Genomic DNA, 12,755 nt, shown 5'->3' on the forward strand with positions numbered 1-12,755 from the left:
ACGGTGAGGTCGAGGCCAAAGTCAAAACCGAAGTCGCAAACCTCTGCGCCAGATTCCCTATCTATCCAAACTTGTAAGAATTCAGTCATCCAAGAAAAAAAACGGCGCCAATCCGGCGCCGTTTTTTTTGTGGTCAGATAAGCCCCTGCCACAACATGAAGATCAGCAACAAAGCAGAAAAGGCCAACAGGTTAAAAGTCAGCCCGCCCAGCATTCCCAGAAACCATCCCATCCTCCGATCCGCCAGCTTGATACCCCCCAGATGTTTTTGAACCTCTTCCGAGGCCTGGATCAGTTTTGGATTGTCCAGCACAAGTCGCAGTTTTGGATGGGCCGCCATCTGCTCTGCTTGAGCCAGGACCATTGCCTGTTTGTATATCCGGCGCGGCAGTTGCCTTTTGGCCTTTTTGACCGAGGCGGTCAGCGTTTTGTCGCGCACACCCAACTTGTCACGCAACAGCTGTATGGTCTGCGCAATTTGGATTTGTATATCTGTGTCTTGCGGCATGCTGCGGCCTCCTGAGCTGACAGTTTACCCATGTGGAATAGGAGCCACAATGGGGCTGGCCGTTTCAGATTGCGGCGGGTATCACGGCTATATGCTGAACACGATCATACATGGTGAACCAACCGACAAGCCCCCTTTGCTGATCGCCCATGGCCTATATGGCTCGGCCCGGAACTGGGGGGTCATCGCCCGCCGGCTATCTGACGAGCGGCAAGTTGTGGCGGTTGATATGCGCAACCACGCAAACAGCATGTGGACGCATGACCATGGGTATTCCGATCTGGCGAATGATCTGGCCGAAGTTATCGACCAGTTCGGCGGACAGGCAGATGTCGTCGGACATTCGATGGGCGGCAAGGCATCCATGACTTTAGCCCTGCTGCACAGCGCAAAGCTGCGCAAACTGGTGGTGGCAGACATCGCCCCGGTGGCCTATAGCCAAAGTCAGATTCAGTTTATTGAAGCGATGCGCGCGGTGGACCTTTCCCGGGTCGAGCGTCGCTCGGACGCTGAACAACAACTGGCCGACAACGGAGTCGAAAAAGCCCTTCAGAGCTTTTTCACGCAGTCACTCGACATCAACGGACAGCGTTGGCTTTTGAACCTGGATACTTTGGCCTCTGAAATGCCCAAGATCATGGGCTTTCCTGAAATAGACGCATCCTGGGGTGGTCAAACACTGTTTTTGTCCGGGGGGGAGTCCGACTATGTGCTGCCTGAACATCGCTCTGTGATCCGCGGAATGTTCCCTTCGGCACGTTTTGCAAAAATACCTGGTGCAGGACATTGGTTGCATGCGGAAAAACCGCGTGAGTTCGAGGCCGCCGTGAGGACGTTCCTCAACGCCTGACCTGACCTCTCGAACGATCACAGCTCGGGTTCTGGCGTTTCCTATTGGCTAGGCGACTTCGCCCCCGCCATTCACCCAATCGACCAAGCCACCCAGGTTATAGACCTGCTCATACCCCATGTCCTGCAACAGTTTTCCCGCAAGGGCAGCGCGGCCACCCGAGGCACAATACAAGACAATTGGGCGATCTTTGCGAAGCTCTGGATCATGTGATTGCAGAGTGTCATCGGCCCGAAATTCCAACATACCGCGCGGGATATGATGTGACCCCGAAGCACGCCCTGTCTGCTGCAATTCCGCTGCATCGCGGATGTCCAGAAGCAGGCCACCTCGCTCCAGGATCTCGACCGCTTTGGCTCTCTGGATTCGCTCGACGGTGGAGTTCGCAGCTTCCATCATTTGTTTTACGGTCAACGGCATATGGTGTCTCCTGAAGAAATTTACGGGATGCTAACATGCAGGAACTGGAAGGTGTAGCCTGACAGGCCTTCACCTTAGGCTGGATAGATATTGGACATTTATTGCAGGACACCGATTTTTGCGCTGAACCAATCCCGGTATTCAATTCCCGCCGAACCCGAACCAAAGCAAACCGGGAGAGGTTCTGCTGCATCGAGACTTGAAAATCAATCAGGGCATCAGAGGTGGTGCGGGCGGTGGGACTCGAACCCACACGGGCATACGCCCTTCAGATTTTAAGTCTGATATGTCTACCATTCCATCACGCCCGCACAGCGCGTTGGGCCAGTTTTTAGGCTGAAAGCACCAGTAAGGCCATAAGGCTATGAACACAATGCGTTTCGCCGATGCAACTTGCGGAAATTCAATCGCCGCCTTTGACCACCACCCCATTTACGCAGGTCATCAGAAAAAGTCCTCGGAAAAACTCTTCGTTACGCAATTCGCCTGCGCTGTCCCAATCATTCTGACTTTTGGAAAATCAAGAAATAGAAAGAATCTTAGAGTGAAATGGTGCCCCCACACGGACTCGAACCGCGGACCTACTGATTACAAATCAGTTGCTCTACCAGCTGAGCTATAGGGGCACTTGGTGTCGATTAATGCCTCTTGTTACGGACTTCAAGACAGAATTTTGCCGCCGCTTAACGATTTTCTGTATTCATGGCACTGGGTCTGGCCCAGAGATTTTACTCCGCCTGGTTTGACTGTGCGGAGTACAGCCTGTAACCCAGCAGATAATGTGCACGAACGCGAGGGTAAAAACCGAATATGCAGGTTGCAATCCACGCAGGTGCTGCGTTCACCGATGAAGGTCTCGTATTGCGGTCCCTTCAACGCAACACCGGCGCGTTGCATCAAAATGGTGCAACCGTATTTGGCCCGCGCCGATATCGACAAATTTTCGAACCCGCCTTTGCTGCCATTGAAAACCAGGATGAAATCGGTGCCGCAATGGAAATGCTCCGGGATGGGTTGCGATCAGCTCCGAAGGTCGATCGTTTGATTTACTCATGCGCCAGCTTTGCAGGCGATGTTGGAAATGCACTGGACGACGGGCAGCTATACCCAAATGCGGGACGCCGAATGGAGTTGCTTGAAAAGTCCTTTCCTGACCACGAAATTGAGCTTTGTATGGGTTTTTTAAGCCCTGGCAGATTTATTCCCAAAGCTTTGATGTCGCTACCTGAACAGAGTCGCCTCGACAAAATGCGAAATACCGATATCAGCTGCCTCAGCTGGATCAGCATGGTCGAGGACATCAGGGATCTTGCGCCCAATGTCAAAATCACACTCTGGAGCAACGAGGACGCACCACTGATCTGGGGAGATATAGTCCGTGCAATCGCGGCCCTTCCCTCGGACAACACGCTGGTTGATGAGTTTGATTTACTGCTGTCACTTCTAGACGATTCAGGCAAATCCAAAGGTCTGGCATTGATTGATCAAAGCCTGGAACAGGACGAACATTTGCGTGACGACCTTGCCACGGTTTTGGAGGAACACGCCAAAACCGAGCTCACAACAGAAGAGCTTGATCTGCCAGATTGGAGTATGGAAATCGTCGACGCGTTTGCAGAATTATATGCGCAGGACATGGACCGACTTGAGTCCATGCCCGGAGTGGAGGTTCTAAAACCTTGAGTCTATCGCGGGAAAGCAGCCGTTACATTCCCAACGCTTCTTTGTACATTTCCAACACCGCCTCTTCCTCGGCGATGTCGTCTTTGTCACGTTTGCGCAATGCGATCACTTTCCGCATGACCTTGGTGTCATAGCCCCGCGCTTTTGCCTCGGCCATCACTTCTTTTTGTTGCTCCGCCAAATCTTTCTTTTCCGCATCCAGACGCTCGATCCGTTCGATGAACTGGCGCAACTCACCCGCGGTTACACGGTAATTCGCGGCGGCCTGATCTTCGGTATTCTCTTCCATCTAAGTCTCTCCCGGAGGCTGGTTTGTCATGCTGAAAAGGTGGGCAACAAGCGGGATACATCGGTGCGAGCCAAGCCGCAAGCATGCAAAAAACCAGTCTCGCTTGTGCGGGCCAGCGCGATCAGTTAAGCGCTCAGGTCAGACGTTGAAAGATGGAAAACGATGTTCGAATTCATCACTTGGGGCGGTGCCGCCCTGTCACTTATCGGCCTGGCTGGGCTGGTTTGGTGCATTCTGCATGTCATGAAAGCCCGCAAATCCGGCCTGTCTGACGATGAACTGCGCGCCGTTGTTCAACGGGTGCTGCCCTGGAACATGGGCGCGCTCTTTTTGTCGGTGATAGGTCTTATGCTGGTTATACTTGGAATCTCGTTCGGTTGACTGCGGCCATCAAACCGGCAGATTGTCGAAACGCGCTTCCATAACGTCCTCGCACAGGGCCGCATCCAGGCGACGCAGGCGCGCAGGAACCTCAACACCCTGCAGACGCATCTTCTCGATGACCTTTGTGACACTGGGCTGAAGGGCAAGGCGGGTATCAACACTGGCGCCCTTCAGTTTTTTCTCAAGTTGTTCGGCTTCGGAATACAAATCGATTCTCGGCATATCCATCCTCCCAAATGTCATCAGTTACCTATAGTTTAGTAACGGTTTTAAGACTTACATCACTCGGTTATTCTATCGCGCGAAAATTCGCCCGACCGCCCCCTAACATCGGCGCGCTTTCGCAGGATGCCTGGATTTTAGCCCGACTTTGCCGCTTCTGCCTTGACCGGCATCAAATCACCAAATGTTGATTGCTTCACATTCCGTTATTAATATATGACTAAGACCTAACCGGCGGAGGAAACCATGACGCCCAAAGTGAAAGCATTTTTTGACGCCGAGACATTCACGGTGTCTTATCTGGTTCAGGATCCTGAAGGCGATGCCTGCGCGATCATAGATAGTGTTCTGGATTTCGATCACGCATCCGGCCGGACCAATACGCGATCTGCGGATGAGATCATCGGATATGTCCAATCCAATTCGTTGCGAACCGAATGGATTCTGGAAAGCCATGTCCATGCCGACCACCTTTCAGCAGCCCCCTATTTGCAGCAGAAACTCGGAGGCAAGATTGGCATCGGTGATCAAATCGTCGCCATCCAGGAAACTTTCGGGAAAATTTTCAACGAGGGTACCGAGTTTCAGCGCGATGGTAGCCAGTTCGACGCCTTGTTCCGCGACGGCGACGGATTTCATGTCGGTCAAATGAGAGGGGACGTCTTGCACACCCCCGGGCATACGCCCGCCTGCATGACCTATGTCATCGGCGACGCGGCATTTGTCGGAGACACGCTGTTCATGCCGGATTTTGGCACTGCGCGATGCGACTTTCCCGGCGGATCGTCCGGAGATTTGTACAACTCGATCCAGAGGATCCTTTCACTGCCGGATGCGACACGCATCTTTGTCGGGCATGACTACAAAGCTCCTGGGCGGGACGAGTTTGCGTGGGAAACAACTGTTGAAGAGCAAAAATCCTTGAACGTGCATATCGGGCAAGGTCGACCTATCGAGGAATTCGTTGAAATGCGCGACGCCCGCGATGCCACTTTGGCCATGCCGCGGCTGATCCTGCCCTCTTTACAAGTCAATATGCGGGCGGGTCAGATGCCGCCTGAGGATGAGAATGGCGACGTGTTCCTGAAACTACCAGTGAACAAACTTTAGACGGCTAGAGCCGAACTTCTTGGGGGAACAAATCAGTGTATTCAGAATGGATATGGGGACTGGTAGGCGGCCTGTTGATTGGTCTTGGCGCAGCAGTTTACCTGCTTGGAAACGGTCGTGTAATGGGGGCGAGCGGTATCCTGGGAGGGCTTGTCGATCGCTCTGACCGCTCGGCCGAGCGGCTGTATTTCCTCGCTGGGATGATTGGGACGCCGTTGATGCTAAGCCTGTTTTTGTCGCCGGGGCCGCAGACAAACCTGACCTCGAATTTGACGGTTGTGATCGGGGCTGGGCTGCTTGTCGGTATCGGGACACGAATTGCCAACGGGTGCACCTCTGGACATGGGGTGTGCGGCATTTCCCGGTTTTCGGTGCGCGGGATCGTGGCAACGATCCTTTACATTGCGGCCGGGGCAGTGACGCTGGCCTTGTTTCGCCATGTCTGGGGGTTGATCTGATGCGCAATCTGATATCGCTTCTTTCGGGCTCTTTGTTCGGAGCAGGCCTGTTGATTTCCGGCATGACTGACACAACCAAGGTGCAGGGGTGGCTGGATATTTTCGGCAACTGGGATCCGACACTCGCATTTGTGATGGGGGGAGCCATTGTGCCCATGATGATCGCATGGAGGCTGGTTCCAGATCGCAAACCGCTGTCGGGTGGGAATTTCCCGACAATGGTGCAGCATGAACTGGATCGCCGCCTTATCATCGGATCGGTCATGTTTGGCATGGGATGGGGATTAGCGGGACTGTGTCCCGGTCCAGCCATCGCGTCTCTTACGTATGGCGGAACCGGAGGCGTTGTGTTTATGATTTCCATGCTCGCAGGGATGTATGCCGCTCCTGCCGTAGGTGCAAAACTGGACAGAACCGTAAACGCGACCTAAGCAGTAGCCATGGAGATTCGACCGATAACCCCCCGCTATGCCGTCTCGCCGCAAATTTCGGTCGAGGATGTTCCCACTATTGTCGAGGCAGGCTTTGTCAAAGTGATCTGCAACCGGCCGAACAGCGAAGTTCCCGAGGATCTCCAGTCAGATGCTATCGGACAGGCCGTGCGTGCTGCCGGGTTGGAATACGAAGTGCTAGAGCTGACGCATCAGACCATGACGCCCGAAAACGTCTCCTTGCAACGTGACCTGGCAGAATCCTGTGCCGGTCCGGTTCTCGCATATTGTGCATCGGGCACGCGTTGTTCTGTGATCTGGGCATTGGGGCAGTGCGAAAGCATGAGCACCGAAGACATCCTTCAGGCGACGACCAAGGCAGGCTATGCGTTGGACAACCTGCGTCCAACCTTGGAAGAAATACGCAGATCAGTGACTTGAGCCGTCTGCTAACTGCCTTTCAGCGCGCTTTCATCCCCAGATAAACCAGCCAGTTGAGATATCTCGGCAACCATGTGTTCCGAATTCTCGAGGTTCAATTCTGTCCCCTCTAGGCCCAGCGCGCCGCGGGAAAATGGCATTGTTTCCTGCCCGTGTTCGGTTGGCCCCTCTTCGTGTATACTGGCTGAACTCGCCTCAAGGAACTCATTTGCTTCGGGCTGGGAAAATGTCTGAGTTTGGTAGGTTTCGTTCAGGCGCACCGCACGCAGTCCTCCGCATTGGCCGAGCCGTCCGATCGCGGCCCGGCTGCGGTCGATCGCCACAATCTCGGTACGATCCAGCCGCGCCCCGATCAATGGCAACACATCCCCCACCGCCAGTTCTGTCAGCGTCGCCAGGGACAAGGGCATCCGGCAGACCACCGTATTCAAATCTGCTCTCAACACGCCCGATGCCTGATCAAGCCTGCCCTCTGGCTCATCATGAATCACCTCCGTCTCGGCCGTTTCAGCCGGTCGGATAGGCAACAGTACTGAAAGCTGACCTTGTCTCAGCCCACCGCCAAGTTCGACTGTCAGTTCAAAAACTCGGTATTCCTCTTCCACCATCGCCAGGGTCAAAGTTCGCAGATCCGCAAGGCGCGAAGCATATTCAAAACCGATCAGGCACATGCGGTCACTCGCCGTTTCGACAAGTGATGCCGCGCGGGACAGCCCCTCTTCGATCCAAGGGGACACCATGGCCGCGTCCGTATCGGTGAACCCCCGCGCAGAAGGCGCTCCCGGCATCACCTCGCCTATTGTCTGAGCCTGCACGACAGCCGACACTAACCCTATATCCATGCAGATCGCAGCCAAGCTGCTGTCAGAGCCTGAAAAGAGCAGCAATATCCATTCCTCATCCAAAGACTGTGTCAGCCCACCTGGTGGCCGACAGGATTGTTTGGCGCCGATTACCGACAACGGCATCTGCAAACGATCTTCTGCCGCGCGAGCAAAAGCCAGACGCAGCGCACGTAGGATCGAGCGAGGCTTGTCACCCTTTTCCTCCTGACTGATCGAAAGCTTGCGCGCCAGAGCCGCGCTGACAGATTGCGTCATGCCTAAAACCGCTGATTGTTCCTGCATTCTCTTTCAGGTCTAACCCGGCGATAGTTACCAACCTGTTTATACAGCCGTCACTGCGCAGCCTGTCGGTAGGCCTGTGGCAGCCTGACCCGGAACGCAGCCCCACCATGGCCGGGCAAGTAGCTGATATCGCCCCCCAGTCTTTGCATAATCTCACGGCAGATCGCTAATCCCAGCCCCGCACCACCTGCCTTGTCGCCTCCGACGCGGGCAAATTTCTCAAAAACCATCTGCCGGGCATCCGGGGGAATGCCGGTGCCGTTATCAGCAAAATCAATGACGACTTGTCCGCCGACATCATGCGCGGAAATGGTCAGAACCGGTTCTTTGGCATCACAATATTTCTGAGCGTTCGAAATCAGGTTGATAAACACCTGCCCCAGACGGTCCAAATCCGTATGCAGGAGAACGCGTTCGGAGGTTTTCGACCGCCGGACGGTTAGTTTCTGGCTGGTTCCAGCCAAGGCACTGGACACAGCACGATCCAAAACCGACCGCAGGGTGTCACCGCTCTTGTTCAAATTGACTCGCCCACTTTCCAGAACGCTCAGGTCCAGCAAGTCATCCAGCAGCCGTGTCAACCGAAGCGCCTCGTCATGGATGATGGCAGCGTAACGCGTTCTTTCTTCGCTGGTCAGACCTTCGGTATCCCGCATGATCTCGGAAAATGCTCGGATCGAGGTCATGGGGGTTCGCAATTCGTGGCTGACTTGGCTGAGGAACCCGTCCTTCTGTTCGGAAATTTGCGTCAGCTTGGTGTTCGCCTCACGCAGTTGGCGCGCCGTACGGCTGAGTTCAGCGGATTTCGCTTCCAGTTGGCTGGAGTATTCCAACATCTGCGCGGATTCGTCGGCCACGGCGAGCAAATCCTCGACCGAAACGGAGGAACCACCAACAATCTGCCCGATCATCGCATGCGCTGTCGCCGCCCCGACCGAGCCGCTGAGTTCACGTTCCAACCGCTCCAAAAACCCAGGCGTAGGTTCGGGCAGGCTGGAACGCCCACCCTGCTGTTCCGCCTGCGCCTGAAAGAACTCTTGCGCCGGACCTGCGCCCAAAATGCGCTGGGTCATGATCATCAGGTCTTCGCTTTGCGCTACCGATCCGGTCCAACCGCGCAGCGCAACCGAATGGTCGAATACGTTGACGAATTGCGCCCCCTGCAAACGTTCGAGCGGGCTTGGAAAACTCAGCAAAGAGGCCGCGCAAAATGCCAGCGTGTTCAGCGACAGCGACCACAACACAGCGTGCACCATCGGGTCCATTCCGTCGATCCCGAACAAGGCCTGCGGGCGCAACCAGCCCCATCCGAACGGTCCGTTCTGCAGGACACTATCCGACATAATCGCGCTGCCCATGCCGGGCAACAACAGCGTGTAGATCCACAACAAGAACCCGACCGTCAGTCCGATCAGAGCCCCTGTTCGCGTCGCCCCGCGCCAGAACAGCCCGCCAACCAGCGAAGGCAAAATCTGGGAAATCCCGGCAAAGGCCACCAGACCAATCGAGGCCAGCGCGGCCCCGCCGCCGGAAATGCGGTAATACGAGAACCCAAGCACCATGATCACGGCGATTGAAATCCGCCGGGACAGCAAAACCACATTGCGGACATCACCGGATACGGCGCCAGCGCCCTCCTGCCGGCTAAACCAGATCGGCATCACGACGTGATTTGACACCATGGTCGATAGGGCCATTGCCGTGACAATCACCATCGATGTGGCGGATGAAAAGCCGCCAATAAAGGACAGCATCGCCAGCCATTCATTGCCCTGCGACAGGGGCACCGTCAGCACGAACAGATCCGGATTCGATCCTTCGGGCAAAAGGTCCAATCCTACGACCGCGATTGGCACGACAAAGAGACTCATCAACAGCAGATACAGGGGGAAGGCCCATGCGGCTGTCCTCAGATGCCCTTCATCGGCGTTCTCCACCACCATCACCTGAAACATCCTCGGCAGACACACAAAGGCCGCAGCCGATAAAAATATAAACGTGGTCCAGCGTCCGGCATTCACATTCCACTGCCCGATCTCAGAGGCATCGATGCGGTCCATCATCGGACCGACTCCTCCGGCTATACCCCAGACAACGAAAATGCCCACGGCCAGCAGCGCAAAAAGTTTAACGACAGATTCCAATGCGATGGCCGTGACAACGCCATGATGGCGTTCGTTGGCATCCAGATTGCGGGTACCGAACAGAATGGCGAACACTGCCAGCCCCGCCGCAACCCAGAACACACTGGACCCTTCGCGGTAAAGACCGCTTGGGTCGGCCTCGGCAAAGATTGAGAATGACAGCGTAATGGATTGAAGTTGCAGCGCAATATAGGGCGTCCCGCCCAACACGGCCAGAATTGTGACGCAAATCGCCAGAGTGTTCGACTTGCCATAGCGAGACGAAATCAGGTCGGCGATTGAGGTCACCCTCTGGCTGCGGCCAACCCGAACCAGCTTGCGCAATCCCCACCACCAACAGATCATGACCAACGTGGGTCCCAGATAGATCGTTACGAACTCCAGCCCCGACCGGGCGGCGTTCCCTACCGCGCCATAAAAGGTCCAGGCGGTACAATAGATCGACAGCGACAGCGTGTAGATCAACGGAGATCGCAGCCACGCCCCCCTGCCCGCCGCGGCCATTCTGTCGGCGGCAAATGCGACGCTGAACAACAGCACCACATAGCCCAAACAAACCAGGATCAGCACGTTCAGCGTTGCCATCAGTCTTGACCTGGCTCGGAATCATCGCCGGTTGATATGCGTCTTGCGGCGAACCCAAAGAGAACGCTGGCAACGATCAAAACCGCCCAGCATGTGAAGATATAGAGAATCGCAGAAGACAGCGGCACTCCGTCCGCTGCATCGCCCCCACGCGGCCACAGCAACGGAATCGCAATCAGTGCGCCCCCCAATATGGGCAATAAACGGGCGGCGTCGGTTAGCCTGCGTCGGCGGTAACTTTGGCGCTCAAGAAACAGCGACGGCCGCGCACCAGATGGTTGGCGGTCGTCCTGCATGCTCATGACCGCGAGGCCTGCGCGTGCAAATCGCGGACGGCGGTCAGAACTTCTGCATTGGAAAACGGCTTTGTCATGAACCGGCTGACCCCTGCATTCTCGGCCATCTCACGATCTTTCGATTGGCCACGAGCCGTTAGCATCAGAACCGGAAGATTTCGCAGTTCTTCGAGTTCGCGCAAGTCGCGCAAAATCTCCATCCCGCTTTTGCCCGGCAGCATCACATCCAGAATCACAAGATCGGGCTTCGCGCCCTGAATCACCAGCAGCGCATCCGTCCCTTCAGCATGCGTTTCAACCTGCCATCCCTCGCGGGTCAGCAAAAACCGAATGGCTTCAGCAATGTTCGGCTCATCCTCGATCAACAGAACCTTTCGGCTCATATATTTCATTCCTCCCCGAGACGGGCTGCACCACTGTCAACCTGTCCGAAACAGCTTATGCGCAGTGTCACGAAACTGTCAAAAACCTTCGCTCAGAATCGAGGGCTCTCGGCGCGATTCACAGTCCTTATTGGGGCAGACCCGGCAACTTGGGCCAACATGGGCAACCGCCTGACTGCCCTGAGGGCTTTCTTCGACGGATCGAACCAGCATGACCGAACGATAAACCGGCGCATCTTCATAGCCGGAAATGGATTGCGGCCAGGCATAGGCATAACAATCGAATTCCGCGGCCGTTCGCCCCAACTGAACGATCCGTTTTCGGATCGGAACCAGCGGCCGGTTCAGCGCCTGAAACAGCGGCCACAGAGGACACGCCTCGCCGAACCTGGGCATGGCAAAACCGGGCACCGATTTGCTGAACAAAATGCTGCCTGAGGCATCACATATCACCAGCCCGGTCGGGCGCGACAAATACCCTTTGGGCAAGGCGGCCAGCCGCCTCAGCACGGTGGCGATGTCGACTGAATACTCTGTTGCCAAAAGCAAAGGATCTGTAACTCCCCGATCCAAAGCCCCTTTGAGCGCATCCAGAGGCAAAAGCCGAGCGTCGGATTCGTAGACGTCCAGAATATCCCGCGCCACTTTTCGCGCAGCAGAGGAATCAATCTCATTCAGATTAACATCTGCGCTCCCGCCTCCGGATTCGATTTCCGGGAAATGGTGATCATGCCTGTCAAAAAACGCTTCGACATCTTCCAGAGGGACCCCGCGACGATCCTCGGCCCCCTCGGAATCATCCAGATAGGCCACCAGCGATTTGGAGCTATCGGCCAGGCGTTCGGCATCCTGGTGCAGGTTCCGGTGGAATCGGTCTTGCCACTCGGGTTCAATCTCTTGCGTTTCAGCAAGAATGGCAGCGGTGGAACGAATCGCGGCGGCTGTCGAAAGGACCTCGTGCATGGATGCCGCCAGATGCGGATCGTGGGTCAAACGATCCGACAGGGTTTCAATCGTTCGCTCTAACGACACCACTCGGCTGTGCATTTGCGCCAAAACGCCCGCCCACCCTGGAAACCTACTTGCGAATTCCTCAAGCCCGTCCACTTCGGCTTTCTGGCCAACTGCATCTGCCGCAGCCTCGCGCAGCGCAGAAATCAGCGTCGCCTCGATCCCTTGGGTTAACACCGAAGGCTCAACGGACAGGGCCGCAGCGATATCCACCAGCAGCTTTCCTCCGATCCTGCGGCGGTTATGCTCGATCAGGTTCAGATAGGATGCCGAGATTCCAACCTGCCGTGCAAGCTGGGCCTGACGCAATCCTGCGATCTGACGCCTTTCGCGAATACGGCTGCCTGTTAACGTGTCCCGCAAAATTTCCTCTTTTTCCGCTGGCTCCTTTGGTCAACCTCAGAAGCATTTTC

General features: G+C 55.7%; 16 protein-coding genes and 2 tRNA genes. 7 read left to right on the forward strand and 11 right to left on the reverse strand.

The genetic code is table 11. The features are described from left to right. Nucleotides 1-133: 133 nt before the first annotated feature. The gene (locus tag AC2FFB_RS14165; RefSeq protein ID WP_496875070.1) at nucleotides 134-508 is read right to left on the reverse strand and encodes a hypothetical protein; all 375 of its coding nucleotides are present in this window, start codon (nucleotides 506-508) and stop codon (nucleotides 134-136) included. A gap of 49 nt (nucleotides 509-557) precedes the next feature. Here AC2FFB_RS14165 and AC2FFB_RS14170 point away from each other — a divergent pair, with 49 nt between their 5' ends. Next, on the forward strand, nucleotides 558-1,358 hold the full coding sequence (locus tag AC2FFB_RS14170) for an alpha/beta fold hydrolase (protein WP_496875071.1): 801 nt from the start codon (nucleotides 558-560) through the stop codon (nucleotides 1,356-1,358). 48 nt (nucleotides 1,359-1,406) lie between these two features. Here the strand turns inward: AC2FFB_RS14170 and AC2FFB_RS14175 are convergent, their stop codons facing one another. The 3 genes from AC2FFB_RS14175 to AC2FFB_RS14185 form a co-directional block, all read right to left on the reverse strand. After that, complete coding sequence (locus AC2FFB_RS14175; RefSeq protein ID WP_142638196.1) at nucleotides 1,407-1,778, reverse strand: rhodanese-like domain-containing protein; 372 nt, start codon at nucleotides 1,776-1,778, stop codon at nucleotides 1,407-1,409. A gap of 225 nt (nucleotides 1,779-2,003) precedes the next feature. Further along, nucleotides 2,004-2,089: transfer RNA gene (locus AC2FFB_RS14180), tRNA-Leu, on the reverse strand. A 239-nt stretch (nucleotides 2,090-2,328) separates the two neighbouring features. Continuing rightward, a tRNA-Thr gene (locus AC2FFB_RS14185) sits at nucleotides 2,329-2,404 on the reverse strand. Nucleotides 2,405-2,669: 265 nt separating this feature from the next. On the opposite strand from AC2FFB_RS14185, the gene AC2FFB_RS14190 reads away from it, so the two are divergent. Next, a complete protein-coding gene (locus AC2FFB_RS14190; protein ID WP_496875072.1) occupies nucleotides 2,670-3,461 on the forward strand; it encodes a hypothetical protein in 792 nt (263 codons plus the stop codon). 22 nt (nucleotides 3,462-3,483) lie between these two features. Here AC2FFB_RS14190 and AC2FFB_RS14195 read toward each other — a convergent pair whose 3' ends face one another. Further along, a complete protein-coding gene (locus tag AC2FFB_RS14195) occupies nucleotides 3,484-3,750 on the reverse strand; it encodes a DUF2312 domain-containing protein (protein WP_142638157.1) in 267 nt (88 codons plus the stop codon). Between the two features lie 162 nt (nucleotides 3,751-3,912). Here AC2FFB_RS14195 and AC2FFB_RS14200 point away from each other — a divergent pair, with 162 nt between their 5' ends. Further along, nucleotides 3,913-4,131 (forward strand): carboxymuconolactone decarboxylase family protein, encoded by a 219-nt coding sequence (locus tag AC2FFB_RS14200; RefSeq protein ID WP_142638212.1) that lies wholly within the window; start codon nucleotides 3,913-3,915, stop codon nucleotides 4,129-4,131. Nucleotides 4,132-4,140: 9 nt separating this feature from the next. On the opposite strand, the gene AC2FFB_RS14205 is transcribed toward AC2FFB_RS14200, so the two are convergent. Then, nucleotides 4,141-4,356 carry a hypothetical protein gene (locus AC2FFB_RS14205; protein ID WP_142638155.1) on the reverse strand — a complete coding sequence of 72 codons (216 nt, stop codon included), beginning with the start codon at nucleotides 4,354-4,356 and terminating at the stop codon, nucleotides 4,141-4,143. Between the two features lie 246 nt (nucleotides 4,357-4,602). On the opposite strand from AC2FFB_RS14205, the gene AC2FFB_RS14210 reads away from it, so the two are divergent. From AC2FFB_RS14210 to AC2FFB_RS14225, 4 genes are read left to right on the forward strand one after another with little or no spacing between them, the layout of a single operon-like run. Further along, complete coding sequence (locus tag AC2FFB_RS14210; protein WP_496690130.1) at nucleotides 4,603-5,466, forward strand: MBL fold metallo-hydrolase; 864 nt, start codon at nucleotides 4,603-4,605, stop codon at nucleotides 5,464-5,466. A gap of 35 nt (nucleotides 5,467-5,501) precedes the next feature. Continuing rightward, entirely contained in the window at nucleotides 5,502-5,924 is a 423-nt protein-coding gene (locus AC2FFB_RS14215) for a YeeE/YedE family protein (protein ID WP_142638151.1), read from the forward strand. Next, on the forward strand, nucleotides 5,924-6,355 hold the full coding sequence (locus AC2FFB_RS14220) for a DUF6691 family protein (RefSeq protein ID WP_496694229.1): 432 nt from the start codon (nucleotides 5,924-5,926) through the stop codon (nucleotides 6,353-6,355). Before AC2FFB_RS14215 ends, AC2FFB_RS14220 begins: the two co-directional genes overlap by 1 nt. A 9-nt stretch (nucleotides 6,356-6,364) precedes the next feature. Further along, nucleotides 6,365-6,796, forward strand: coding sequence for a protein tyrosine phosphatase family protein (locus AC2FFB_RS14225; protein WP_142638147.1), 432 nt, complete (start codon nucleotides 6,365-6,367; stop codon nucleotides 6,794-6,796). An 8-nt stretch (nucleotides 6,797-6,804) separates the two neighbouring features. Here AC2FFB_RS14225 and AC2FFB_RS14230 read toward each other — a convergent pair whose 3' ends face one another. The 5 genes from AC2FFB_RS14230 to AC2FFB_RS14250 form a co-directional block, all read right to left on the reverse strand. After that, a complete protein-coding gene (locus AC2FFB_RS14230) occupies nucleotides 6,805-7,923 on the reverse strand; it encodes a FliM/FliN family flagellar motor C-terminal domain-containing protein (protein WP_496713952.1) in 1,119 nt (372 codons plus the stop codon). A 50-nt stretch (nucleotides 7,924-7,973) separates the two neighbouring features. After that, nucleotides 7,974-10,652 (reverse strand): ATP-binding protein, encoded by a 2,679-nt coding sequence (locus tag AC2FFB_RS14235; RefSeq protein WP_496690132.1) that lies wholly within the window; start codon nucleotides 10,650-10,652, stop codon nucleotides 7,974-7,976. Beyond that, nucleotides 10,652-10,954: a hypothetical protein gene (locus AC2FFB_RS14240; RefSeq protein WP_496690133.1), complete on the reverse strand. Its 303-nt coding sequence runs from the start codon at nucleotides 10,952-10,954 to the stop codon at nucleotides 10,652-10,654. The genes AC2FFB_RS14235 and AC2FFB_RS14240 overlap by 1 nt, the downstream gene beginning before the upstream one ends. Beyond that, the gene (locus AC2FFB_RS14245; protein WP_142638139.1) at nucleotides 10,951-11,331 is read right to left on the reverse strand and encodes a response regulator transcription factor; all 381 of its coding nucleotides are present in this window, start codon (nucleotides 11,329-11,331) and stop codon (nucleotides 10,951-10,953) included. The genes AC2FFB_RS14240 and AC2FFB_RS14245 overlap by 4 nt, the downstream gene beginning before the upstream one ends. 78 nt (nucleotides 11,332-11,409) lie before the next feature. Next, a complete protein-coding gene (locus AC2FFB_RS14250) occupies nucleotides 11,410-12,708 on the reverse strand; it encodes a helix-turn-helix domain-containing protein (RefSeq protein WP_496875099.1) in 1,299 nt (432 codons plus the stop codon). Nucleotides 12,709-12,755 lie beyond the last annotated feature (47 nt).

Source organism: Ruegeria sp. YTSA219, from assembly GCF_059609985.1.